A 25,418-nucleotide genomic window follows, 5' to 3' on the forward strand; every position below is an offset into this window, starting at 1 on the left:
ATGTCCGGTGCACATCCAGGATCTGCGGCTCTTGAATGAAAGCAAACGGAAAGTTGAATGTGGGGGAACGTTATGAATTTGGAAATGTTATTAAGCGTGCTCTTGTGGACGGCGACAGGGGCCTTGCTGCTGTTCGTGCTGATGTGGGTGGATTCACTGTTTACGAAATACAAGGATCTTGAGGAAGTCAAAGCCGGGAATATGGCGGTAACGACGCGGCTCGTGTTGAAGCTGGCAGCCCAGGGCTATATTTTATCAGTATCGATCAGCACGGCTTATCACCTGCTCGAGGCGGTTATTGTCTCCATCATCTCCTTTATCATTCTGCTGGTGCTCGAAACGTTGACAGAGCTGTTGCTGCGGCGTTTCGCCGGCCTTGATCTGGATCAGGGAACGAAGGCAGGCAAGACAGGCTACGGCCTGTTCGCCGGATCTCTGCACATCGTTGGGGCACTGATTATTACAGCATGTTTGTAAGATGATGAGATAGGGGATATGGATGATGAGCGTATGGAAACGAATCGGCAATCTATTTGCCAAGCCGAAGCCGGAGATCAAGGAGAAGAGTCCGCTTGAATTGTTCCCCGGTGATATCTGTGAGGTGTCGCTGGTTTCATATGAGGTGACAGGCCGCGTCCAGAACCGGAGCCGGAACGCCGCGCTGCTGACACTGCAGGATGGCAGCCGGATCGCATATCTCTATATTGAGGTGCGCGAGATGGTTCAGTATGCGCTGTATCATGCAATTGATGGCCGCTTGGACACACCGGGTGAAGTTCCGACAACCATTGAGCTGGATGAGCATGTTTTTCACCTGGAGGAAGAGTATAACGGTCATGTGACTGTAACGGGGAAAACGCCGTTTATGGAGGGCGGAGAACAGCATGTATGGCAGTATCAATCCGATGATTACCGCCTGCTCCGGATTGAATGGCAGAATGGACGATTTATGCTGTATGAAGGCGAGAAAGTGATTCCGGGAGATGTGAGAATCCTCCGGGCGACGTAGGAGTGGTAACATGAAAGCACGCTCTTTTTTGCCAATCAAAATATTGCTGGTGCTCAGCTTCCTGGTATCGCTCCTGAGCGGTTGCGGCGCGCCGAATGTACGAGATACGTATCCGCTGGAATCGGTGAACCGGGAGAGCGGAGCCGAGTCCTTCGTGTACCGGGCCGAAGGGAAAAGTGTTCCCGAGGTTGCCCAGGAGCTGATGGCCGCGCAGGCCCCGGATCAGGTCTCGCCTGAAGATGATGAGCGAATGTTCCTCGTCTATGGGGATGAGTTCTACCACCTGCAGCAGGACCCTGACCAGCCATCGGATACGCTGATCGAGATCGATACCAAGGAATATGTCCGGAACAACTATAATCCGAGTTTCCTGCAAGGGTACCTGACGGCTGTTCTGCTCAGCGATCTGTTCGACAGCATGGGCAGAAGCGGCGGGGAGTATCGCGGCTATACCCAGAAGGATGTCTATAAGCCGAAGGAAGGCAGCTTCCGGAAGCCGACAGATCAGGACAAGAAGATAGCGCCACCGCTAACGGTGGACCGAAGCGGCAAGATCACAAGACGTGGTCAAGACAAGGTAGGGACGGGCGGAAGCCTGTTCAAGCGCAATCCGGATTCCGGGAATAGCCGGGGCAGCATTACTCGCGGCGAATCCGGCGGCAGCCTGTTCGATTCACCGAAGAAATCATATACCAAACCGAAGACACGCTCTGGATCAGGCAAGGTGTTCCGGCGTGGTCGAAGGTAGACCATTTGCGTGCGGCGAAGGCCGCGCGCTTTTTTATATCGACAGGCGCTCCCCGTGAAGAGCTTGGTTATACGCTGATCATGCGAGCGGTTTGGTTTGCGGGGGACGCAGAGGCTGTGTTTGCCATCACGATCATTTGGCGTTATAACTGATACTATAGGTTGATGAAGCCAGCTGGGAAGTATAGTCATGAAGAAGTGGGGGAGACGTAATGGAGAACGGGAAGGAACAGAGCGGGAAAGAACAGAACGGGAAGGGACAGCCCGATACACCCAATAAATTTCAGCGTAAAGCATTGCAGGTGCCGGTAGCCCAGGAGAAGGCGCTGGCTTATGTGCAGCCTGGTGAGACGGAGATCATCAGTCTGAAAGAAAGCGATGGACGGATTCTGGCCGCAGATGTGATTGCGCCTCATCCGTATCCGGCTTTTCGCCGGTCCGGTATGGACGGGTATGCGGTTCGTTCAGAAGACACGCTGGCTTGTGAAGATGGGGAGACGGTGTGGCTCAAGGTCGTAGACCATATTCCGTGCGGATATGTATCGTCAGTGCCGATCACCGAAGGGACGACCTCGCGCATTATGACGGGTGCCCAGGTGCCAGACGGCGCGGACGCTGTGGTCATGCTGGAGGCGACAGAGAGCCGCAGTGAGAACGGAGAGACGTATATCGGGCTGAAAAGAGCGATTGAGCCTGGAAAAAATGTAACGCCGCGCGGATTCGAGCTCCAGGAAGGCGAGTTGATTCTTGCCAAAGGGCGCGAGATCGGTCCGGGTGAAATTTCAGTATTGGCGACATTCGGTGTTCATGAGGTGGAGGTGTACCGGCGCCCGGTGGTCGGGATATTCTCAACCGGAACAGAGCTGTTGGATATCGATGAGCCGCTTCAGCCGGGGAAGATCCGCAACAGCAACACCTACATGCTGGCAGCCCAGATTCGGGAGGCTGGAGGCACTCCGGTCGTCATGGAGGCGATCCCGGACGACATTGAGCTGGCACGAAGCAAAGTGGCTTCAGCGCTTCAGAAGTACGATATCGTGGTCACTACGGGCGGTGTATCGGTTGGCGACTATGACATCATGGGGGAGCTGGTTGCTTCGGGCGGGGTGGACATGCTGTTCAATAAGGTGACGATGCGTCCGGGCAGTGTAACGACGGCGGCAGTGAAGGACGGGAAGCTGCTGTTTGCCTTGTCTGGCAATCCGGGTGCTTGCTTCGTCGGCTTTCTGCTGTTCGTCCGTCCGGCGATTCGCAAGAAGCTTGGCATGACGCAGCTGCATCTGACCGAATGGACCGCTGAGCTTGGGGCGGATTACAGCAAAGTGAACAATTTTACCCGGTTCGTGCGCGGACGGCTGGAGGTTCGGGAAGGTCGACTCGTTGCTACGCCGGCTCAGCTTGATGAATCCAGTGTCATGGTCACGATCAAGGATAGTGAATGTCTGATTGTGATCCCGCCGGAGTTGAAGGGAGCGGCTAAAGGGCATCCGGTGACGGTGCTGGTGCTTCCGGGAGCCTGGTCATGAAAGAGGTTCGAGTCGTTCAGCTATGCGGTTATAAAAACAGTGGAAAAACGACGCTGCTGGCTGCTGTCATACGTCAGCTCAAGGCGCGCGGCGTCCGGCTGGCTGTCATCAAGCATGATGCGCATCAATTTAAGATGGATCATCCGGGCACCGACACCGATCAGTTCCGTGAAGCCGGCGCGGATGCGGTAGCGATCACATCACCGGGACGAACGGCGGTGTTGATGGAAGCAGAGACGCCGCTCGAGACACTCATCGGCGCTTTCCGGGACGTTGACCTGGTGCTCGTGGAAGGCTTTAAGCAAGCGGCATATCCGAAGCTGGTGCTGCTGCGGGATGAAGCTGATGCTGGGCTGCTGCAGCTGCAGGGGGTTATGGGCATCGTTGTGCCGAAGGAGATGATCAAGCCGCAGAAGATGACAGAAGAGCCGGGCAGGGGACAGACGGTGGGGTCTGACCTGCCGGCTCCGGTGATATCGCGGGATGACGTGGATGCCATTGTGGCGCTGATCCTTTCGAGTGAAGCTCAGTGAAGCAATATGATGTGCTATGAAACAACAGGACTCACAATGAGACGTTATAAGTCACTAGATGTCCCTATGACACATTAAGCGTCCGTTCGGCGTTCAATAGCCTCGGACATCGTTTTGTCGGTCAGATGGGCATATACCTCGGTTGTTTCCGTCGAGGCGTGCCCAAGCTGTTCCTTGGTTTTGTAGATGTCGTTCTGTAAATAATAATCGGTGGCAAAAGAATGCCGCAGCTTGTGGACGGTCAGCGCTGGCTTGCCAAAACGCTTGGCGTATTTGATAATCATCGCCTGGATCGCGCGCTTGGTCATGCGCTGGCCTTCGTTTTGCCCGTTTCGCAGGGCGACGAACAGCGCTTTCTCCTTCTTCGGAACCTTATAGCGGGCTTGCCGCAGCTGCAAATAATGCTCCAGATCGTCTTTGGCCTGAGTCCGGAAATAGACCGGCGTTTTGAATGTTTCGTCGTTGTTGCCCTTGCGGAATACGTGAAGCATCTTGTTGTTCAAATCGATATCCGACAGATTGAGGTTCACCACCTCGGACACCCGCAGCCCGGAATTCAGGATCAGACTCGCGATGCAGGCATCCCGGACCTTGTTCTGCTCATGGGCGTATAACGCCTGCTTGTTGTTGGCGACATCCTGGGCGTAGCCCTCGTGGATGTAGGTGATGAATTCCTGCAGCTCGTCCTCTTCCAAAATCTTGCCCTTGAGCTTGGCGGCAGTGTCCTTCGGCTTGTGGATCCGCTTGATCTCCACCTTCGCCATAATGTTGCGCTTCAGAAGCGGATAGAAATCCTCATCCTCAGCGATTTGACTTAAATAGTGAAACAGCGACCGCAGTGAAGACAGCTTGCGGGACACCGTGATTCTGGAATTTGCGCCCTCTCGGCGCGTCGTCAGGTACAGCCGGTAAGCGGTAATGCTGTCCATGCGCAGGCTTTCCAGCTCGGAGAGCGCCACTTCCCGGTTCGAAGCTGCGGCCGACAGGCCTTCCGCCCGCAGCCAATTAAAGAACGTTTCATAATCTCTTACGTATTCGAGCAGTGTCGAAGGGGAGAGATCCGGAAGTTTATAGTCGATAAATTGCTGTACATACCAAGGCATGGCCGGGGACTTCTCGTCCAGCTTGACCCGATCCTGTTCTTTTTGGATGTTCATGGTATCACCTCTAATCAAATGCGATGAAATGCGGATAAGCTTGTTCTTTACCTTAGTGTATCATATGACGCCCTTTGACGTCCTGATGAATGGGAGGGTGGGGGCTTACCGGGCAGCGGTGCTGGCGGTTTGCTGTTACTTGCTTGTGATCGGACAGGTCACGTTATATGATAACAGTACATCGTGGACCTCATCGTTTAGACATCGTCATCTTGGCAAGGAGGCAGCAGTTTCATGAATTCAGCGCATAGCGGCAGAATGGGGCTGGAGCTTGTCCCCAAACGAAAGCAGCATGTTATTACCAATATGATGCAGTTTTACTTTTATGATTTTACCCGTTATCTGGACTTTGATTTGAACGATCAGGGGCTGTTTGCAACGTACCCGGATCTGGATCAGTTCTGGAAGAAGCGGGACCGGAAATACCCGTTTCTCATTACATACGACCAGCGTCCTGCCGGATTTGCATTAATTGAGCGGGTGGAGGATAGCGAGGAAGCGGATTATTACATGACCGAATTTTTTGTCATGCAGAAATACCGCAGGTTCGGGCTCGGTTCATGGGCGGCTCGCGAGCTGTTCGACCGTTTCCAAGGGCGGTGGAAGGTCAGTCAGGTAAGCACGAATCAGCCGGCACAGACGTTCTGGCGCAAGGTGATCGGCGTTTATACGGACGGGAGATACCAAGAGCGGATTGACCCGGAGCGCGGGAATCCGTCGCAGTATTTTTCCTCTGGCCCGGGAAACCGTTAGCTCTTATGTGTAGTGTGATAGATAGACAGCGACAGAAAGATATATATAGCAGCTTAACGATCATTATATATCGATAGCAAATTTAATGATATTAATTATTAATCTGGTTAAATGATTGGTGTATCGTGGATGTATCGGGCGGAAATCGCCTTGGAATCGAAATAAATGGGGTTGTAGTATGGAGGGGAATATATTGTATTTGCCATCTTTTCGTTTAGAGGGAAAAACAGCGTTTGTAACAGGTGCAGGCCGGGGAATCGGGAGAGCGTTAGCGATCGGGCTGGCCGAGGCGGGCTGTGATGTCGGTCTCATGTCGCGCACGCGCAGTGATCTGGAGGAAACTGCAGAGCAGGTTCAACGTGCCGGGAAGGGCAAGGCGATTATCCTTCCGGCAGATCTGACGGACAGAGAGCAGATGGAGGGAGCGATCTCGCAGTTTGTGCAGGAAGCGGGCAAGCTCGATATTCTCGTGAACAACGCAGGCATGAACATCCGGACGCCGGCGCTTGAGGTGACGGAAGCAGAATGGGATGTGATCGTACAGACCAATCTGAAATCGGCTTTCGTTGCCTCACAGATCGCGGCTAAGCAGATGAAGGAGCAGGGAGGCGGCCGCATTATCAATATCTCATCCGTAGGCGGACATACGGCGCTAAGAACCGGCGTGGTCTACGGCTCGACCAAAGCGGCGCTGATCCATATGACCAAGGTGCTCGCGCTTGAATGGGCGCAATACGGCATTCAGGTCAACGCGGTGGGTCCGTGGTATTTCCGGACTTCGCTGACCGAGAAGCTGCTGTCCGACGAGGCGTATCTCAAGGATATACTGGACCGAACTCCGCTCAAACGCGTGGGTCAGCTGGAAGAGGTCGTGGGCCCTGTGGTGTTCCTTGCCTCCGATGCGGCCAATTATATGACAGGGCAGACGCTGCTTGTGGATGGCGGAATGAGCATTTATGGGTTTTGATCATTGTTACCATAAGTGAATATCGTAGGCTCAACCCCAGACATTGGTGCTTAATGTGTCGGTTGTCTTTCTGCCTCCCTTATAACCATTATCCCTTTGGTTCAGGAGGAAGCAGCCTGATCAAACGGGATAATCATGCTAAGCCTCTGGAGAAGGAGGACGTGTGCTGGAATCGACATTTGCTTCTATAATTCGAGGCTGGATTCGAAATAACCGTGCAGGGTAATAATCCCGTAAGGCCGAAATGAATCATGTAAAAAAGGAGCGTGTTGTTGCATGGAACGCAGAGCTTATGGCAATACGGATATGCAGGTCAGCATTTTAGGATTCGGCGGGGCCGAAATCGGGAACAAGGATTTGCCGACGGTCGAGAAGCTGCTTCACAGCGCGCTGGACGCCGGACTTAACGTCATTGATACGGCGGAGTGCTACGGCAATAGTGAAGAGCTGATCGGCAAGGCACTGGCGGGGCGCAGATCAGAGTATTATCTGTTCACCAAGTGCGGACATGCGTCAGGGCTTGATTATCCCGACTGGGATCCGGTACTGCTGGAGAAGACGATTGATCGCAGCTTGCAGCGGCTGCAGGTCGATTACGTAGATATCATTCACCTCCACAGCTGTTCCGAGGAAATCCTCCGCCAAGGCGAAGTGATCGAGGTGCTGAAGAAGGCGAAGGAGCAGGGCAAGACGCGCTATATCGGCTACAGCGGGGATACCAAGGATGCGCTGTATGCGGTGCAGACCGGAGTCTTCGATAGCCTGGAAACCTCGGTGAACATTGCCGACCAGGAAGCCATTGATTTGACCATTCCGGAAGCGCTTCAACGGGGGATGGGCGTCATTGCTAAGCGGCCGATTGCCAACGTTGCCTGGCAGCATGATACGCTCAGCGAGCAGGATTATGCGTATCCTTACTGGCTCCGTCTCGGAGAGCTGAATTATGATTTCCTGACAGATGTTCAGCAAGGCGTTGAAACCGCGCTTCGATTTACGCTGAGCACCCTGGGGGTTGCAACGGCGATCGTAGGAACGGCCAACCCGGGGCGCTGGCAGCAAAATGCCGAGCTGCTGGCCAAAGGCCCGCTGCCGCAGGAAGTGTATGAAGCGATTCGCCATCGCTGGAAGGAAGTGGCCGGGGCCGATTGGGTCGGCAAAGTGTAATCGACGGCTCCTTATTCACAGACAGGATGCTTACATCAGGATTGTGCAGATTGCTAAGTGGCTGATCAGCAGGAGGATTCCTGCAGGTCGGCTGCTTTTTTTATGACCAGAACCGGGCGTATATTTGATTGTAACGACATAAAGTGACACCCCGAAGGACAAACCGGATGTCAATACATAGAGAATACGAACCTTAGATCTATCAGTACATACATAATTGCGCAAAATACCCTTAAAGGCCGATGATAACGGTCATTTCAACCCTCTTATTCTATTATTTCAACATATGAAAAATTCACAATAGTTAAAAGCGACCATGACGCTCTTGAGACCTTTCATCTGCCATTCCACCACCCACGTACCTAATTACCCACCCCCGTATCAAAAGAGAGGGGAGCCCGAAACAGTTCAAAGCCTTCACCTCGACCTCGCCGCCAGCAGCCGCGAAGATACCGAAGAACGTCATCTGGGGAGGGGAGATATAGGGTTAAGGCATCCCGGCAGGGCCGCTGTAGAATAATTTACCCCTGCATAATAAAATTGTAGCCCTTTGAAAGCCTTTGCCCGTGGCATAAAATGCTGATAAGACATCAACGACCCACGACAAAAATAACGAAGGGGGAAATCGAATGTTAAAAAGGTCATCGATGATTCTGATGAGTGTCATGCTGCTGTTCGCGACATTCCTGGCTGCCTGCGGCGGCGGAGGCACGAGTTCGTCGGGGGATGGCGGCGACACGGGGACAGAGACACCGCCCGTGGCGGAAGAGAATGCACCGCCGGTCAAGCTGCGTGTGTTCTCGACGTTCGGCGGAACCGATGCGGCGCGTGAAGCGTTCCAATCCGCGCTGGACGAGTTCACGGCTTCACATCCGAATGTAACGATTGAGAATGACACGATGTCCGCGAATGACGACGGCTTCCGGACGAAAGTCAACACCGACATGAACAGCGGCAACGAGCCGGATCTGCTGTTCTACTTCATCGGTGCGGATGCCGAAGGATTCGTCAATGCGGGCAAGGTCGTTCCGCTCAACGATCTTCTCGAGGAGGATGCCGAATGGAAGGGCGGCTTCATTCCGGATGCGCTGGAGCTTGCCAGACAGGAAGACGGCAACATCTATGCGGTGCCGCTGACGGGCTTTTATGAAGGTCTGTTCGTGAACAAGAAGATTTTCGAGGATCATGGGCTTGAGCTGCCAACCGATTGGGATAAGCTGACGACAGCGGTCAAGACGCTGTCCGAGAATGGCATCATCCCGTTGTCGGTGCCGTTTGACCAGTCTCACTATCTGATCGAGCATGCCGTACTGTCGGCTGCGGGTCCGGAAGGTCAGAACAAAGGGCTGAAGGATGAAGTGGATCCGAACTGGGAGAAAGGTTATGCTGCCATCAAGGAATTGTATGATCTCGGCGCATTTCCGAAAGATGCGGCAACCATCGATCTGAGCATGGCCGGCAACTATTACAGTGAAGGTCTTGCGGCCATGATTCTTGAAGGCTCGTGGGCCATCGGCGGATGGAATGAAGATGTGCGTGACCAGACGACGGTGGTGCCATTCCCGGCCGTTCCTGGCGGTGTAGGCAGCGGCAACGACATTGTGGGCGGCTTCGGCACAGGCTTCTACCTGTCCAAGGCGACGTATGATGACGCAGCGAAAAAAGATACGGCGATTGCCTTGATGAAACATCTGACGTCCCCGGCCAGCATTCAGAAGATTGCTACCGCGAACGGCGGTACGCCGGCGGCGGATGTAGAAGTGACCGGGCTGCCGCAGGTTGCGCTCGACGGCTTCTCGATGGCGGCGAAAGCAGCATCCATCAGCTCGCCAATTGACAGCAAAGTGGCACAGGAGACCTTCGGCAACCTTCGCGCCAGCGTATATGCGGTTATCCAGGGCGAGAAGACGCCGACCGAAGCGATTGCCGATGCGAAAAAGGTAGAGGACGACAACAGACCATAAATATTGTCTAGAGAACATTCGCATAACCGTTAGCAAACGCCGCCCGATTCTGCATGCCTGGGCGGCGTCGCTATTTCGGGTGTCAGGAAGAACCGATAAATTCTACATCAAGGGTGATAAAAATGAAGGGTGATCGAAAGTATATATGGATGTTTTTGCTTCCTGCCGCAGTGATCATGGCTATCTTTTTGTATTATCCGTTTTTCAAGAGCCTCTATCTGAGCTTTTACCGGACGACAGGCTTCTTTGATAAACGGTTTGTCGGGTGGAACAACTACGAGCGGCTGTTCTCGGATGAGCTTCTGGGTGCGGCAACGCTGAACACGCTCGAAGTGATGCTGTACGTGCTGGTGTTTCAGGTCGGCATCGCGCTTGTTCTCGCAGTGCTGGTGGACTCGATCCGAAAGGGGAAGGATTTTTACCGGACGGTCTTTTTCTTCCCGGTGGTCATATCCGGTACGGCCATTTCACTGTTGTTTGTCCTGTTCTATAACTATAATTTCGGTCTGCTGAACAACCTGCTTGCCCAGTTCAATATCGAGAAGGTGCTGTGGCTGGATCAGGGCAATGCCCTGAAGGCCATTTCGATTCCGACGGTATGGCATTATGTGGGCTTTTACTTCATCTTGTTCCTGACTGCCATGTCCAAAATCCCATCCGACTATTATGAGGCAGCCAAGCTGGAAGGCATCAGCGGCCTCAAAAAGACAACCATGCTCACCATTCCGCTCATCATGAGCGACATCAAGGTCGTCATTACGCTGGCCATCACCGGTACGCTTAAAGTATTCGAGTTCGTCTGGGTCATTACAAGAGGCCAGAACGGCACCGAGGTACTCGGGACGTATATGTACAAAAAGGCGATGGTCGATCAAAACTTCGGATATGGTTCAGCAGTTGCAATTTACATGGTTATTTTCGGCGTGGTGTTGGCGCTTGTGGCCAACCGGTTGTTGAAGCGGGATGAGATTACATATTAAGCCATATAGGGGTGTTCGATTATGGAGCCGACGATTGTCGCGGAGCAACAAAAACAGCAGGTGATCCATAAGAAAAGATGGAAAGCGAGCAGTGTGATCATCTACATCATTCTGACGGCATGGTCGCTAACCACAATATATCCGCTGTTCTGGATTGTGAACAATTCGTTCAAGGTGTCCCGGGATGTCATGAATGACTCGTTCTCCATTGCGTGGAATCCGGTGTGGACGAATTATGAAAATGCTTTTGAGCGGATCAACATTGGCCGAAGCTACATGAACAGTCTGATTATGTCGTTCAGTACGGTATTCCTGGTGCTGCTGCTGGGAGGCTTGGCAGCCTATGTGTTGTCCCGGTTTCAGTTCCAAGGAAAAAGAACGATCTATTCCGTGCTGTATGCCACCTTGCTGATCCCGGCATTCGCCACCGTCGTGCCGGTGTATGAGCTGCTGATTCAGACGAGTCTTGTGAACACATATTGGGGATTGATACTGCCGCAAACGGCCGGGAATTTGACCTTTGCGATTCTGGTCATCGCCGGATACATGAGCACCATTCCGAAGGAGCTGGAGGAAGCGGCGTTCATGGATGGCTGTAATCGCTGGCAGATGTTCTACCGCATCTTCGTGCCGATCTCGCGCCCGGTGTTTGCATCGGCGAGCATTTTTGTATTCCTGTGGTCTTACAATGACTTGTTCTCGGCACTGATCTTCGTGAATAAGGAAAATGTGCGGCCGATCGTTGCTTTGCTGAACGAGATCAGCTCGCAGTACGGAACCGACTTCGGCCTGATGGCCACGGCGGTGTCGCTGACGGTCATTCCGGTGTTTCTGGTATACTTGATGATCTCGAAGTATATCCAGAAGGGATTGACCGAAGGAGCGGTCAAGGGATAAGCAGGCCTTTAGGGGACGGGATAGAATCCGTTAAGGGAATTGGGGAGATTGTATGACGGATTTATGCAGATCAGGCGCCCGTTCGTGCTGGACATAATGAAAATGATCGTGCGAGGATGGAAGCTGACTTCGCCACCGCAATGTGGAATGACGGTGGTGATAGGTCGGCTTTTATTTTTTTATGTAGCGACAGGGCCTGAAGTCAATGCGCAAAATGGAAAAAACAGCCTGGAAAACGATTGTATTCTAACGATATATCGTATAAAATTCGAAGTAATACGATATATCGTAATGGAGGGCAATGCATGACCAAGGAATGGAAGCAAGAGGAGAGACTGTTTTTGCATTTGGGCAATGCGCGGGACACCGGAGGCTCGGGCAGACGGTATTTCAGCCGGGGCGGGGTTAAGTATGCGCTGCTGGAGCTGCTCAGTCATGAGAATATGCATGGCTACCAAATGATGAAGGCGCTGGAGGAGCAGTCGGGCGGTACATATAAGCCAAGCGCCGGCTCGATTTACCCGACCCTGCAGATGCTTCGGGACCAGGGATTGGTAGAGCCCTATAAGCAGGACGGCAAGCGTATATTTCAAATTACGGAGGAAGGCCGGGCTTATTTGCAGGAAGAAATGGAGCGTCCGGAACCGTTCAATGCTGCTGAGCAAGGGGGGGAACCTGCTGAGTTCAGCTACGATGGTCACCGCGGCTACCGCGGCCACGAAGACGAGCGCGATGCGGACCTGGATCCGCCGATGCCCCGGCGCAATCGGCGGCTGACGCCGAAGGGCAAAGAGCTGATCCACCTGCTGAAAGCAGCGGAAAGGGCAGCGATCGCCGATCCGGCGAAAGCAGAGCAGCTTCGGGCTGTGCTTGCGGACCTTCGCCAGACGCTGCAGCATATCGCTGGCATGCCCGTGCCGGGCAGCGAGTCTGATGCGGCGTATCCCGCGGCTCCGGCAGAGCCTGGCGGTTCGGCAGGGACGCCTGCGCCCGAGGGGCGTGAGGGATCGCCCGACGCTCCTGGCCCAGCGGACCGCTCCGATCATCCCGCTGCGGGTTCATCCGGCATGCCGGAAGGGCCATTCGGGCAATCCGGTTCCAGCGGCAGCCAGCCGCAACGAAATGAAGAGGAGTGAGCTGCTGCGGTTGTAGCAGTAACGCTGCCAGGCATTGTCTGGCAGCGGCCGTGCAGAATCGCGCGGGTCCCTATGAACATGTTCCCCGGGTCCAGGACTGCGAACTGACAAGACGGGAGGTGGGCGTGCCTTGACATCCGCACGCATATTGCTGGATTTTTTTCGGAAGACGTGGTTGGTATATTTGCTCTCACTTCTCCTCCATCTCGTATCCAATCTGATTAACGTTTATTTCCCGAAGGTGCTGGGGGAGTTTACTGACAAGCTGCATGTCGGGGAGCTGACCCGTTCGCTCATTGTCGATTACAGCCTGCTGCTGCTCGCGATCGGGGTAGGGCATGTGCTCTTTAACGGCGTGGCCATGTATTTGATCATGCATATCGGGCGCAGGTTCGAATTTCTCGTAAGAGGGCGGCTGTTCCGTCATTTCACCGAGATGAGCGAGCGCTTCTATTCCCGTAACGGGGTAGGCAAGCTGCTCAGCTATTTCATGAACGATGTCACGGCGGTGCGCGAGTCGATCTCGATGGGCTTTAACCAGTCGGCGAACGCCGCGATGCTGCTTATAGCGGCCATGTCGATGATGTTTATCAGCGGCATCCCGGTTTATCTGATCGCAGCCTCGGTGCTGCCGCTGCTGTTGATTCCGTTTATCGTGGTGTATCTTGGTCCCGTGATCAGAAAGCGGTCGCTGGAGGTGCAGGAGGCGCTTGGACGCATGACCGATACAGCCGAGGAGCAGTTTGGCGGCATTCGGGTCACGAAGAAATTCGCCGTAGAAGATATTATGCAGCAGCGGTTTGACCAAACGGTGGAGCGCATTCGCCGCAACCAGCTTCGACTGGTGCGCGTATCGTCGTTCTTCCAGGCATTGATTCCGTTTCTCGGCACGATTGCATTGATTACGGCGCTGGCATTTGGCGGGTATCTGACGATTATGGGCCGGATCACGCTCGGTAACTTCGTCGCACTCACGCTCTATGTCCGGATGCTGATGACTCCGCTGCAGCAGATTGGCAACGTCATTAATTCAATTCAGCGCTCACGCGCGTCGCTGGAGCGACTGAATGACCTATTGTCCCAGAAGTCGGACATTGTGGAATCAGATCATGCGAAGGCGGTGGATCTCGGCAAAGCCGAAATCCGGATCGACAACCTGAGCTTTGCTTATGAGGACACTTCTCATCAGGTGCTGAAACAGATCGATCTGAACGTTAAACCAGGGCAGACGCTAGGCATCATCGGGCGGACCGGAAGCGGCAAAACAACGCTGATGAAGCTGCTGCTGCGCACCTATGATCCACCTCCGGGCACGATTCATTACGATGAGACGGATGTGAGAGCGTTGACGCTGGAAAGCCTGCGCAGCCAGATCGCCTATGTGCCGCAGGACGGTTTTCTGTTCAGTACGACGATCCGCGAGAATATCGCCTTCTATAAGCGCGATGCGGATCTTGATCGTGTGGAGAGCGCCGCGCGCCAGGCGCAGATCTACGATAATATTGTGGAGCTGCCGAGCCGGTTCGAGACGAGACTGGGGGAGCGCGGCCTGACACTGTCCGGCGGTCAGCGGCAGCGGACGAGTCTGGCCCGCGGCCTGATCAAGAACGCGCCGATCATGATTCTCGATGACAGTGTCAGCGCGGTGGACGCGGTGACAGAGAAGGAGATTATCGATTCGATCCAGAAGGAGCGTCAAGGCAAAACCACGATCATTATCGCGCATCGGATCAGCGCCATCAAACATGCGGATCACATCCTTGTGCTGGATGATGGCGTAATCATTCAGCGCGGCACGCATGAGGAGCTGCTGCGGCAGGACGGACTTTATGCCGACCTTCATGCCATACAGGAGGAGGGAAGCCAGCATGGCACAAGCCATTCATAACTGGAAGGCCGACCAGAAGGCGGATCTGAACCAGCCGGAACAGAAGCCGCATTACATCTCGGCGTTCAAGGCGTTGTCCGGCTATATCAAGCTTCATCGCTTGGGATTTATCGGGGTGTTCTTATGTTCGCTGATTGCAATCATGTCCGAGCTGCTGCAGCCGTTCCTGATGAAAATCGCAATTGATGACAATCTGCTGGCTGGCGTTAACGATTACAGGGGACTGCTGATCATCTGCGCGATCTATCTGGGCTTGTCGGTGTCGAGCTTCGCCTTCACGTATTTGCAGAACAACCTGCTGCAGCATATCGGGCAGAGCATCGTGGCCCGCATTCGCAAGCAGCTGTTTGGCCATATCATGAAGCAGTCGATGAAATATTTCGACCGGATGTCCAGCGGCAGCCTGATCACGCATGTGTCAAGCGACACGGAAGCGCTGAATCAATTTTTCAATCAGGTGCTGCTAAGTCTGTTCCGCGACGGTCTGACGCTCGTGTTCATCATTGTGATGATGTTCCAGCTGGATGGGCAGCTGGCGCTGTATTGCATGATTTTGCTGCCGATTATTTTTGTCATCGCGATTGCGTTCCGCTCATTCATGCGTACGACGTATCAGCTGGCCAGAACGAGGCTGTCACGGATGGTTGCCTTTGTGGCCGAAAATCTGTCCGGCATGAATCTTGTCCAGGTGTTTCACCAGCAGAAAGAGCAGGAGAAGCAGTTCAACGAGCGGAACAGCTCGTATTTTAAAGCCAATTTGCGTGAAATCCGGACGAATGTGCTGTTTGGACGCACCTTTGATATATTGAGCAACCTGTCGATTGCGCTGGTGGTCTGGGTTGGCGGAAACGCGGTGCTGGATCAAAGCCTGGCGTTCGGCGTTCTGTATGCGTTTATAACGTATATCCGTCAGTTCTTCCAGCCGATCAATACGATCACTCAGCAATGGAATACGCTGCAATCGGCTACGGTAGCGGTGTCGCGCATCTGGGCAGTGTTCGAGAGCAAGCCGGAGATCGTGGATCGCACAGATGTCGTGTCAGCGGATGCCGCGGCATCGTCTTCTGCGTCTTCTGCGTCTTCTGCACAGCCGACGAAGTTTGACGTGGACCGTGCGGCAGCTCGGAAGGGCGGCCCAGCGGAGCCTGAGGGGCGTCATTCAGTCAAGAGCGCTCAAGGATTTCTGCCTGAACAGGTGAGAGGACGTATTGATTTTCATGAGGTTTCTTTTGCATACGAGGAAGGGACACCGATTATCCGTCAGGTGGATCTGCATATTCGGCCCGGTGAATTGATCGGGGTGGTCGGTACGACCGGTGCGGGAAAAAGCTCGCTGATCAGCCTGCTGTGCCGCTTCTATGACGTGCAGGAAGGCAGCATCTGCATTGACGGCGTAGATGTGCGCGATATTCCGCAGCGTTCACTGCACCGCATCGTCGGGCTTGTGCAGCAGGAGCCGTACTTGTATTCGGGCAGCATCATTGATAATATCCGGATGTTCGACGAGTCGATCAGCCGTGAGGAAGTGATATCCGCTTGCGAGTTTGTGGGCGCGGATCATATTATCCGGAAGCTGGCGAAAGGCTATGATACGATGCTGTCTGAACGGGGCAGCGGGTTGTCGGCGGGCGAGCGGCAGATGATTTCTTTTGCCCGGATTATTGTGTTCAAGCCGAAGATCCTTATCCTGGATGAAGCCAGCGCCAACCTGGACTCGTACACAGAGCAGCTGATTCAGAATGCCCTTTATGTCGTGTCCCAGAATCGCACCACGATTGTTATTGCCCATCGGTTGTCCACCATCATGCAGGCAGACCGCATTCTCGTGATGAGTAAAGGCGAAATTATTGAACAAGGCACTCACGAGCAACTGCTGGAGCGCGGCGGCCAGTACCGGGAGCTATACGAGCACTCGCAAGGCCATGTGGCGGTGTAGCAGGAGGGGATATTCAGTGCAGTGCAGTTCAGGCCGTGCCTGCCATCAGTCTAAGGGGCAGCGCCGTTATTGCCTCTAATACGGGCACATGGCTTCCGGTTGATCGATTCCGGTTCTTGGTATCCAGCAGCTTCCTTCGTCACGTTTCGGCTTACATGCTATAATAGAGAAAACTTGATAAGGGAAGATGAATGATGACCAAACATCGTATCTATACAACCAGCTTTGCAAGTGTCTATCCCCATTATGTGACGAAGGCTGAACGAAAAGGCCGTACCAAAGCCGAAGTGGATGAAATTATCTGTTGGCTGACAGGATATAGCCAGGAAGAGCTGGAAACACAACTGGATGAGAAGACAGATTTTGAGACTTTCTTTGCGAAGGCTCCAGCCATGAATCCGGCGCGGGCTTTGGTTAAAGGCGTCGTATGCGGCGTCCGCGTGGAAGACATTGAAGAAACGACGATGCGGGAAATTCGCTATCTGGATAAGCTGATTGACGAACTGGCTAAAGGGAAAGCGATGGAGAAGATTTTGCGAGAGGTATAATGGTCACGAAAAAACACGGATTAGTTTCTAATCATCGGTGTTTTTTCGTTTTTTTGGATCAGGCGGAGCAGGTAAGTGGATGATGACAAGCGGCAGGGGAAGGACGTTGATTTTGATTCGTTCTGGACGATCAAAGGTAAACATCAAGATATCAATGTAACGGGGGATAGGATGATGAATCAATATGGAACACTCCATGAGACAAATGATCGATATGTTCTAAGATTTGAACGCTTATTTTCACATAAACCGGAGGATCTTTTCCGTAACATTACGAATCCGGATTATTTCTCTCAATGGTATCCTTTCGCAACGGGCGAGATGGAGCTCAAAGAAGGAGGCAAGATTTTCTTTGATGATGGTGAAGGTTCGACATATGAAGGTATTATAACTGATCTAAAAGCCCCCCCATCTTCTTGAGTTCCGTGAAGGAGATGATCGGATACACATCTCCTTAGTGGAAGAAGAGGAAGGATGCCAGCTCATCTTCACCCATATGTTCGACAATAAGGATATGGCAATGTACACTGCTGCCGGATGGCATCAATGTCTGGATGTACTTCAACAGATCTGTAACAGACATCTCGTGGTATGGAAAGAGAACTCAGTGGAGCTGAGGGAATATTACCGGGAAGCATTTTGTCTAGAATAAAAAAAGCATCCTCATTACGAAAAGGAGCGCGGCATCTGGTTGACATATGTAATGGTTAGCAGGAATGCGAATTTCTCTGGGATCAGTTAACATAATAATTATTATGAAACTATTGGATGGGAATTACGATTTAAGGACTCCCAACTTATTTCATTTTCATCCCGAAAAGGTTGCCTCCGGCCTCACACCCTACGCAGGTAACCTTTCTATTTGTTACTTCACAATATGAGCCAGCATCAAAGGCATAAGAGAATGAAAGAGGACAGAGCGAATTGGAAGGGGAAAGCTTCTGCGGGGACAAGCTTCACCGAAATAGCTGATATCATAGCTGATGTTGTTCACATGCGTTTGATCTTGCTGCTGAAGCTGAATCTCTGATCGGGTAGATTTCAGGCTGATCTTGAAATCTTGAGGACGATGGAACTGGGCTGCCATCAGATAGGCTGCGGCGTCCGGCGCCGATGCGGTCAGTTCGTAAGCTCCCGGGGCCGGCTGATTCAGCAGCACCTGGTGATGCGATGCCTCCTGGAATATTTTCTTCATCTTGGTACATCTCGGGCTGAAGCCTCTCGACAGTGCCGTCCGGATGGGTGAGCTCCAAGCTGTGCATCGGCTTGTCGCTGATCCAGTTCAGCTGAACGGATGCCACGCCATCTTCGACAACAAGCGTCTCGTTGCCTGTCCATGGAGCTTGCCTCCCCGGATCGTGAGCTATCGAGGCGCTTGGCGCAATCCGTGCGTGGCCGGATTCAGAAGAGAAGGCCTGGGCCGGTTCCGCTTGCTGCAAATAATGTACTCTATGAATAGAGCGCTACCCAATGGTCCTAAGACTTTGAGACTGTTGTAGATTGGAACTGGAAATGTTAGGGTAAAAGCAGATAACGAAGTGACTTATTTTTTTACGCTAGAATGACCGTTATACCAAATTGGTCAATTGGTTCTGTTTCGTTTTTTTAATGTTTTGCATTCAATGTGATTACTTGCAGCATATGAAGTGATCTCCGTGAATTTGTAGCGTTTATTTCAAAAAAGTCATGATTCAGAAGGTTGGATTAATAAGTTGGAGGAGGAGTGATGTGCATGTCCCTTTTTTCAGTACCGCAACCCAAAACATTCGGCCCTTTAGGTAACTTGCCGCATTTAAACTTTGAGGAGCCTGTGCAATCCCTGGTTAAACTTGCAGACCAATATGGACCTATCTTTCGAATGGAGTATCCAGGACGAAGCGAGCTGTATATTTCAGGTCATGAGCTGGTCGCCGAGGTAACGGATGAATCCAAATTCGATAAGCGTGTGTGGGCACCTCTTGAGAAAGTTCGTGCGTTTGCAGGAGATGGCTTGTTTACAAGCTGGACCTATGAACCCAATTGGAAAAAAGCCCACAATGTGCTGTTACCCAGCTTCAGCCAGCGCGCCATGCAGGGATATCATAACAAGATGGTTGATCTCGCTGTGCAGCTTGTTCAGAAATGGTCCAGGCTGAATCCCGATGAAGCGGTTAACGTCCCCGATGATATGACACGTCTAACCCTGGATACGATCGGATTGTGCGGATTCAATTATCGGTTTAACAGCTTTTACAGAGAAGAACCGCACCCATTTATCACGAGCATGGTACGCGCATTGGATGAGGCCATGAGTTCACTGCAGCGCCTTCGCATTCAGGATAAGCTGATGATCAGTAAAAAGAAACAGTTTGAACAGGATATCCGTTCGATGTTCACGCTGGTCGATCATATTATTGCCGAGCGCAAAGAGCACCCTCAGGAAGGTGCGGATGATCTGTTATCCCATATGCTTAACGGCAAGGACCCGGAAACGGGAGAAACACTGGATGATGAAAATATCCGTTATCAGATTATTACATTCCTCATTGCAGGGCATGAGACAACGAGTGGATTACTATCCTTTGCCATTTACTACTTGATGAAAAATCCGGATAAGTTGGCCAAGGCGCAAGCCGAAGCCGACCAGATTCTGAAAGATCCGGTTCCGACGTACAATCAGGTTCGCAATCTGAAATACATCCGCATGGTGCTGAACGAAGCGTTGCGCTTGTGGCCAACGGCTCCGGCATTTTCCCTTTACGCCAAAGAGGACACGGTGCTCGCAGGAAAGTACCCTTTGCAAAAAGGGGATAGTGTAAGTGTGCTCATTCCCAAGCTGCACCGTGACCGTGATGCTTGGGGGGACGATGTAGAGGAATTCCGTCCGGAGCGGTTCGAGGATCCGAGCAAGGTTCCGCATGATGCCTACAAGCCGTTTGGTAATGGTCAACGGGCCTGCATTGGACAGCAGTTTGCACTTCAGGAGGCAACGCTTGTGCTGGGCATGGTCCTGAAACATTTTGACCTGATCGATCATACCGATTACCAGTTGAAGGTAAAAGAGACTTTGACACTCAAGCCGGAACATTTCACCATTCGGGTTCGTGTGAGTGGTGGGCAGCCCGTCATGGCTGTTCCAGGTATTTCGGTAAAGGAACCATCTTCGGTTGCCAAAAGAAAAGAGCCTGATCCGGCAAATGCCCATCACACCCCGATGCTGGTCTTGTACGGCTCCAATCTGGGTACAGCGGAAGGTATTGCCCGTGAGATTGCAGATCATGCACGATACCAGGGATTTCGAAGTGAAGTCGCAGCACTGAATGATCGGGTAGGCAAACTGCCGAAAGAAGGTGTTGTTATTATCGTCAGTGCATCCTACAATGGCCAGCCGCCGAGTAATGCCAAGGACTTTGTGGAATGGATTGAACATGCAGATCACAAGGAATTTGAGGGAGTCCGTTATGCTGTTCTTGGATGCGGGGATCACAACTGGGCCAGCACGTATCAGCGTATCCCGCGTTTGATTGATGAACAGCTCTCTTCGAAGGGCGCAACGCGGTTGTCTCCTCTTGGTGAAAGTGACGCAAGCGGGGATTTTGAGAAGCAGGTAGAGGACTGGAGTGAACAATTGTGGCAGGATCTGGCACGTGCGATGGGACTTGAGCTCAGCAGCAGCTCAGGCAGTGAATGCAGTTCATTGTCCATACAGTTTGTAAGTGGGCTAGCGGTGACACCGCTCGCAGATACGTATGATGCCCATGTAGCTCAAGTGCTCGAAAATCGGGAACTTCATGATGCGGGCAGCCCGCGGAGTACACGTCATCTGGAAATTAAACTGCCTGAGGGCATGACCTACAAGGAAGGTGATCATCTGGGAATTCTGCCGCAAAATCCACCGGAACTTGTGGAACGCGTACTAAAGCGCTACGGTTACACTGGTACGGAACATTTGGTTCTGGATGCATCGGGTCGAAGTGCAGCACATTTGCCCCTACAGCAGCCGGTTAATCTATATGACCTGCTCAGTCACAGTGTGGAGCTACAAGAGGCAGCAACGCGTGCACAGCTGAGAGAGCTGGCGGCATATACCGTTTGCCCCCCGCACAAGAAGGAGCTAGAAGCTCTCCTGGATGAATCTGTGTATATGGAAGAAGTGCGGAGCAAACGGATATCGATGCTGGATTATCTGGTTAAGTACGAGGCGTGTGAAATGCCGTTTGAACGCTTCCTGGAACTGCTGCCTCCACTCAAAGCGAGATATTATTCCATCTCCAGTTCACCTCGTGTACAGCCGGAACAGGCCAGCATCACAGTCCGTGTAGTTCGTGCTCCTGCCTGGAGCGGACAAGGGGAATATAAAGGCATAGCGTCAAACTATCTGGCGAACCTGAAACCGGGTGAAGAGGTGGTTATGTTCATACGGACGCCAGAGTCCGGGTTTGATTTGCCAGATCAAGCGGATGTACCGATTGTTATGGTAGGTCCTGGAACAGGTGTGGCACCATTCCGTGGTTTCCTGCAGGCAAGACGTGTTTTGAAGGAACAAGGGCAGCAGGTTGGCGAAGCCCATCTGTACTTTGGATGCCGTAACCCGGAACATGACTTTTTGTATAAAAATGAGCTTGAAGCTGCACAGCAAGAAGGGCTTGTCCAACTCCATACGGCTTTCTCCAGCGTGGATGGACAGGACAAATGCTACGTGCAGCATCTGATGAGAGACGACGCCCACAAGCTGATTCCACTGCTTGAGCAGGGCGGGCATCTGTATGTTTGCGGAGATGGAAGCAAGATGGCTCCTGATGTAGAGGCTACGCTCAAGCAAGCATACATCGACATTAGCGGCAAATCCGCAGAACAGGCGGATGCATGGCTTGAACGTTTGCAGCAGGAAGGCCGGTACGCCAAAGATGTTTGGACAGGTCTATAGTGGGATAAACGAAATGAATCGAGTATTACTTGCCATACATGAATGAGTTGCACGGTGAGACACAGAGAAAAAAGCTGTGCTCACCGTTATTTAGTCGTGATGTCCCCATACGAGCATAGCGATACAAGTTAAGGTATAATTTAATGGGCAGTATAGATGTATAGCAAGAGACTGAGACTGATCAGTGTATCTGCTTTTTCTTTTTGGCGTGCTGGGCGAAGGCTCATAATCTAAGATACAGGAAGTGATCCAATTGAACGTGGAAATCAATAAAGATCTTATAAAGGATGAGCGCGGGAATTATTATATTGCCGTGCAAATGGAAGGGAACGAGCTAACCCTCGTCAATGCGTTTGTTGAAGCATCCTTTACTCCAGAATTGATCTACAATGAAGAGTTTCGTAACAGACATAAGGAGATCGAGGGCGGGTTCGTTGGCAAAATTGCTATGGACCTACTGCGCCATGATGTGGTCATGGGGCTGAAAGCAATCGACCGAAAGCTGCTGGACTTGTCCGAAGTGGAGCAGCAGTATAAGGTGAGTTTTATTGATACCATTGAATTCTTTCGCCATCCCGCGTGGAACACACACAAAGCTTGAACGCTAGCGTCTTGTATTCAGCACATCTTTGGAGAAAGGCAACGGGATTGGGACTATCGGTACCGATCCGATCGGCGTAGCGGTGCAATTCGATAACCCATCCAATGGAGATACTGTATTGCAGAGTGTCTGAATACGCAGTATCGGTTTACGGATGCAGATCGCGTCGTTTACGCTTAATATAGGATGAACGTATATCGGACCGCGAGTGATCGCGGTCTTTTCATTTCAATTCACTTCACTTCTGCATCTATGGCAATAAGCTAGAAAAAGGCCGAGAGTAGAGGCGCCTACGCCTATTCATACCCATCAGCAAGAGCAAGATCCAGGGAACAATCGGCGAAGTTTATATCCTTCAGTTAACAACGAGTTATCGCCCTCTATAACTGCGTATAATATAAATTATACGCAGTTTACGTTATGAGCGAATGGGCGTACCAGCATGTACACTTGGTCATCTTTCATGCTCCTGAAAGCGCGATATGGCTCGCAATCCGTCAACGGATCAGGTACAATGAAGAGCGTTATCGTGCATCCAATAGGGAGAAGTTGGCACGAGTCGGTGAAACATCATAGAGGCAATCCTAGATTCAGTGAATTGGCGATCGAGAATGGAGTGTGTGGCAGCGATGAACAGACATGGGGAAGAAGAGATCTCGGACCGGTATGGCCTGTACCTGGATTCGTTTCTGATCTGGATGCAGGATGCGGGATACAGCGAATACACCGAGCGGAACTATATGAGCGATGTGAGGCAATTTCTGAGCACGCTGGATGGGCGGGATCTCGCCGAGTGTAAAAAACTTCAGGTGATCGCGTATTTATCTCAAGCGAGACGAAATGGCGCCAGCGATCAGACGCGTAACCGCAAGCATGCGGCTATTCATTGCTTCTTCAAGGCGCTGCAGGAGCTGGAGCTGCTCGAGAACAATCCGGCAGCTGGCATCAAGAAGGCCAAGACGGAGAAGAATAAAGCCCCGGTCTATATGGATGAACAGCAGCTGACAGCGTTTCTGCAATCGGTCAGCGGCAAATACCGGGAGCGCAACCTGGCGATTTTCCTGCTGATGGCGTTCATGGGGCTGCGCGTAGGGGAAGTGCATGGACTTAATCTCGGGGACTATCAGCCTGACCGTAAAACACTGCAAGTATTCGGTAAAGGGCGGAAATGGAGGACAATCCCGGTTCCGGAGCCGGTTGCCGAGATGCTGTCCGTCTACCTGGAGCACAGGCTGACGCCTTATCGGCGTAAAGAAGAGGCGATGTTCATCTCCCAGAAGGGGAGAAGACTGTCGATCCGCACCATTCAGCAAATTGCAGCGGATTCGTTCCGGCAGTACCAGAGTCATCTTCCAGAGCAGATGCGGGTCGCTTATTCCAGTCACAAGCTTCGCCACTCCTTCGCTACCATGCTGCTGCGCAAAGGAACGGATATTCGAACGGTGCAGGAGCTGCTCGGTCATGCCTCGATCCAGACGACCACGGTGTATACGCATGTTTCCAATCGGGAGAAGGAAGAGGCGATGACTCGGCTGGACGTGAAACTGCCGAAGCTGCGTTCAAACCGCAGATGATTAATGTCATTAAATAAATAATCAAATTACATAATGAGGATTATGTAAACCTGATGAATGATGCAGATTTGCGGTTTCAAACGGAATGGAGGCACCGCGCGCTGGGAACTGCGCGCAGTGCGAATAATCGTTGGGGGCATCATCATATGTAGAGGATAATACAGTGAGCGCAGGAGGCAGATCGGCTCGCTATCAGGTTTCTATAAAATTCGACATGCGACAAAGAAAGGCGTCCAATTTGGACGCTTTTTTATGTGCGCTGTGCGCTGTTCGATGAATCGAATGTGGAACGCTTATAATCATTCGTTTATCCATTTAATAGTTAATGACATTAATCAATATAGAAGACATCATAATATATATTATGTTAACATTTGTTGTTTCACAGCCGTCACAAGCAGACGATGTGTCCCAGATATGCTACAATAAACCTCGTTCGACTTATATGGAAAGGAACGATGTCGCCATGTTTACATTGTCATCCCTCCTTCTGTTTATGGGGGCGGCGATTCTGCTTATTCTTGTGCCGGGTCCGGATCTGGTTTTTGCGGTGACGCAAGGGCTGACCAGCGGCAAGAAAGCCGGGGTATTAACCGCGCTCGGGTTAAGTCTCGGCAACATTGTACATACGCTCGCCGCAGCGCTTGGACTGTCCCTCATTCTGAAAACGTCTGCCGTAGCGTTTACGGCTTTCAAGATCGCCGGGGCGCTCTATTTATTTTACCTGGCCTATAAATCGATCAAATACCGCAAAGAGCCGATTGGCCTCGAGAAGGGCAAGCCCCAGTCCGGCCGCAGCCTGTTGATGAAAGGCTTTCTGATGAATGTGCTGAACCCGAAGGTGGCGATTTTCTTCCTGACCTTCCTGCCCCAGTTTGTGAACTATCAGATCGGCCAAGTTGGATTGCAGCTTGTCATCCTAGGTCTTATTTTTCTCGTGCTCAGCGGGGTGATCTTCGGCTTGCTGGCGTATTTTGCCGGGGTGTTCAGTCAGCGAATGCTCAGGAGCTCCCGCTTCGGGGAGATGGCGAATGTTGCAGGAGCGGCGATCTTCTCCGCGCTGGGCGTCAAGCTGCTGACTACCAAGCTATAAGAAGCAGTATGTGTGTATGTATGTGTGATTCTGGCATAC

The 25,418-nt window shown here is 52.1% G+C and carries 24 protein-coding genes; 22 read left to right on the forward strand and 2 right to left on the reverse strand.

Features of this window, described 5'->3' with window-relative positions:
* Window positions 1-72 precede the first annotated feature (72 nt).
* From CHH67_RS04240 to mobB, 6 genes are read left to right on the forward strand one after another with little or no spacing between them, the layout of a single operon-like run.
* Complete coding sequence (locus CHH67_RS04240) at window positions 73-477, forward strand: DUF350 domain-containing protein (RefSeq protein ID WP_095263738.1); 405 nt, start codon at window positions 73-75, stop codon at window positions 475-477.
* Between the two features lie 25 nt (window positions 478-502).
* Window positions 503-1,009, forward strand: coding sequence for a DUF4178 domain-containing protein (locus CHH67_RS04245; RefSeq protein ID WP_095263739.1), 507 nt, complete (start codon window positions 503-505; stop codon window positions 1,007-1,009).
* A gap of 10 nt (window positions 1,010-1,019) precedes the next feature.
* Window positions 1,020-1,757 carry a DUF4247 domain-containing protein gene (locus CHH67_RS04250; RefSeq protein WP_095263740.1) on the forward strand — a complete coding sequence of 246 codons (738 nt, stop codon included), beginning with the start codon at window positions 1,020-1,022 and terminating at the stop codon, window positions 1,755-1,757.
* A 5-nt stretch (window positions 1,758-1,762) separates the two neighbouring features.
* Window positions 1,763-1,909, forward strand: coding sequence for a hypothetical protein (locus tag CHH67_RS26105; RefSeq protein ID WP_179292057.1), 147 nt, complete (start codon window positions 1,763-1,765; stop codon window positions 1,907-1,909).
* 59 nt (window positions 1,910-1,968) lie between these two features.
* Entirely contained in the window at window positions 1,969-3,282 is a 1,314-nt protein-coding gene (locus CHH67_RS04255; RefSeq protein ID WP_095263741.1) for a molybdopterin molybdotransferase MoeA, read from the forward strand.
* A complete protein-coding gene (gene mobB, locus CHH67_RS04260; RefSeq protein ID WP_095263742.1) occupies window positions 3,279-3,815 on the forward strand; it encodes a molybdopterin-guanine dinucleotide biosynthesis protein B in 537 nt (178 codons plus the stop codon). Before CHH67_RS04255 ends, mobB begins: the two co-directional genes overlap by 4 nt.
* Window positions 3,816-3,889: 74 nt before the next feature.
* Here mobB and xerS read toward each other — a convergent pair whose 3' ends face one another.
* Entirely contained in the window at window positions 3,890-4,972 is a 1,083-nt protein-coding gene (xerS, locus tag CHH67_RS04265) for a tyrosine recombinase XerS (RefSeq protein WP_095263743.1), read from the reverse strand.
* Between the two features lie 234 nt (window positions 4,973-5,206).
* Here xerS and CHH67_RS04270 point away from each other — a divergent pair, with 234 nt between their 5' ends.
* The 12 genes from CHH67_RS04270 to CHH67_RS27155 all read left to right on the forward strand — a co-directional run bounded on the left by CHH67_RS04270 (window position 5,207) and on the right by CHH67_RS27155 (window position 17,857).
* The gene (locus CHH67_RS04270) at window positions 5,207-5,725 is read left to right on the forward strand and encodes a GNAT family N-acetyltransferase (protein WP_095263744.1); all 519 of its coding nucleotides are present in this window, start codon (window positions 5,207-5,209) and stop codon (window positions 5,723-5,725) included.
* Between the two features lie 193 nt (window positions 5,726-5,918).
* Window positions 5,919-6,692: an SDR family NAD(P)-dependent oxidoreductase gene (locus CHH67_RS04275; RefSeq protein ID WP_095263745.1), complete on the forward strand. Its 774-nt coding sequence runs from the start codon at window positions 5,919-5,921 to the stop codon at window positions 6,690-6,692.
* 276 nt (window positions 6,693-6,968) lie between these two features.
* Window positions 6,969-7,856 carry an aldo/keto reductase gene (locus tag CHH67_RS04280; RefSeq protein WP_095263746.1) on the forward strand — a complete coding sequence of 296 codons (888 nt, stop codon included), beginning with the start codon at window positions 6,969-6,971 and terminating at the stop codon, window positions 7,854-7,856.
* 629 nt (window positions 7,857-8,485) lie between these two features.
* Window positions 8,486-9,820 carry an ABC transporter substrate-binding protein gene (locus CHH67_RS04285; protein WP_095263747.1) on the forward strand — a complete coding sequence of 445 codons (1,335 nt, stop codon included), beginning with the start codon at window positions 8,486-8,488 and terminating at the stop codon, window positions 9,818-9,820.
* A gap of 122 nt (window positions 9,821-9,942) precedes the next feature.
* Window positions 9,943-10,800 (forward strand): carbohydrate ABC transporter permease, encoded by an 858-nt coding sequence (locus CHH67_RS04290; RefSeq protein WP_095263748.1) that lies wholly within the window; start codon window positions 9,943-9,945, stop codon window positions 10,798-10,800.
* Between the two features lie 21 nt (window positions 10,801-10,821).
* Window positions 10,822-11,697, forward strand: a complete 876-nt coding sequence (locus CHH67_RS04295) for a carbohydrate ABC transporter permease (protein ID WP_095263749.1) — start codon at window positions 10,822-10,824, stop codon at window positions 11,695-11,697.
* A 305-nt stretch (window positions 11,698-12,002) separates the two neighbouring features.
* Complete coding sequence (locus CHH67_RS04305) at window positions 12,003-12,833, forward strand: PadR family transcriptional regulator (RefSeq protein WP_095263751.1); 831 nt, start codon at window positions 12,003-12,005, stop codon at window positions 12,831-12,833.
* A gap of 130 nt (window positions 12,834-12,963) precedes the next feature.
* Window positions 12,964-14,721, forward strand: a complete 1,758-nt coding sequence (locus tag CHH67_RS04310; protein WP_095263752.1) for an ABC transporter ATP-binding protein — start codon at window positions 12,964-12,966, stop codon at window positions 14,719-14,721.
* Window positions 14,702-16,657 carry an ABC transporter ATP-binding protein gene (locus tag CHH67_RS26675; RefSeq protein WP_230875641.1) on the forward strand — a complete coding sequence of 652 codons (1,956 nt, stop codon included), beginning with the start codon at window positions 14,702-14,704 and terminating at the stop codon, window positions 16,655-16,657. The genes CHH67_RS04310 and CHH67_RS26675 overlap by 20 nt, the downstream gene beginning before the upstream one ends.
* Window positions 16,658-16,851: 194 nt before the next feature.
* Entirely contained in the window at window positions 16,852-17,205 is a 354-nt protein-coding gene (locus tag CHH67_RS04320; RefSeq protein ID WP_095263753.1) for a DUF2200 domain-containing protein, read from the forward strand.
* A 75-nt stretch (window positions 17,206-17,280) separates the two neighbouring features.
* Window positions 17,281-17,625 (forward strand): SRPBCC domain-containing protein, encoded by a 345-nt coding sequence (locus CHH67_RS26680; protein WP_244908080.1) that lies wholly within the window; start codon window positions 17,281-17,283, stop codon window positions 17,623-17,625.
* Between the two features lie 37 nt (window positions 17,626-17,662).
* Window positions 17,663-17,857: an SRPBCC family protein gene (locus CHH67_RS27155; RefSeq protein WP_342351945.1), complete on the forward strand. Its 195-nt coding sequence runs from the start codon at window positions 17,663-17,665 to the stop codon at window positions 17,855-17,857.
* Between the two features lie 213 nt (window positions 17,858-18,070).
* On the opposite strand, the gene CHH67_RS04330 is transcribed toward CHH67_RS27155, so the two are convergent.
* Window positions 18,071-18,400, reverse strand: coding sequence for a hypothetical protein (locus CHH67_RS04330; RefSeq protein WP_095263754.1), 330 nt, complete (start codon window positions 18,398-18,400; stop codon window positions 18,071-18,073).
* A gap of 537 nt (window positions 18,401-18,937) precedes the next feature.
* On the opposite strand from CHH67_RS04330, the gene CHH67_RS04335 reads away from it, so the two are divergent.
* The 4 genes from CHH67_RS04335 to CHH67_RS04350 all read left to right on the forward strand — a co-directional run bounded on the left by CHH67_RS04335 (window position 18,938) and on the right by CHH67_RS04350 (window position 25,379).
* A complete protein-coding gene (locus CHH67_RS04335) occupies window positions 18,938-22,111 on the forward strand; it encodes a bifunctional cytochrome P450/NADPH--P450 reductase (protein ID WP_095263755.1) in 3,174 nt (1,057 codons plus the stop codon).
* 253 nt (window positions 22,112-22,364) lie between these two features.
* Window positions 22,365-22,712, forward strand: a complete 348-nt coding sequence (locus tag CHH67_RS04340) for a hypothetical protein (RefSeq protein WP_095263756.1) — start codon at window positions 22,365-22,367, stop codon at window positions 22,710-22,712.
* Window positions 22,713-23,341: 629 nt separating this feature from the next.
* Entirely contained in the window at window positions 23,342-24,286 is a 945-nt protein-coding gene (locus tag CHH67_RS04345; protein WP_244908081.1) for a tyrosine-type recombinase/integrase, read from the forward strand.
* A 466-nt stretch (window positions 24,287-24,752) separates the two neighbouring features.
* The gene (locus tag CHH67_RS04350) at window positions 24,753-25,379 is read left to right on the forward strand and encodes a LysE family translocator (RefSeq protein ID WP_095263758.1); all 627 of its coding nucleotides are present in this window, start codon (window positions 24,753-24,755) and stop codon (window positions 25,377-25,379) included.
* Window positions 25,380-25,418 lie beyond the last annotated feature (39 nt).

Origin of the sequence: Paenibacillus campinasensis (assembly GCF_002272015.1) — a bacterium.
In the GTDB taxonomy this organism is placed as follows: Bacteria; Bacillota; Bacilli; order Paenibacillales; family Paenibacillaceae; genus Paenibacillus_AQ; species Paenibacillus_AQ campinasensis.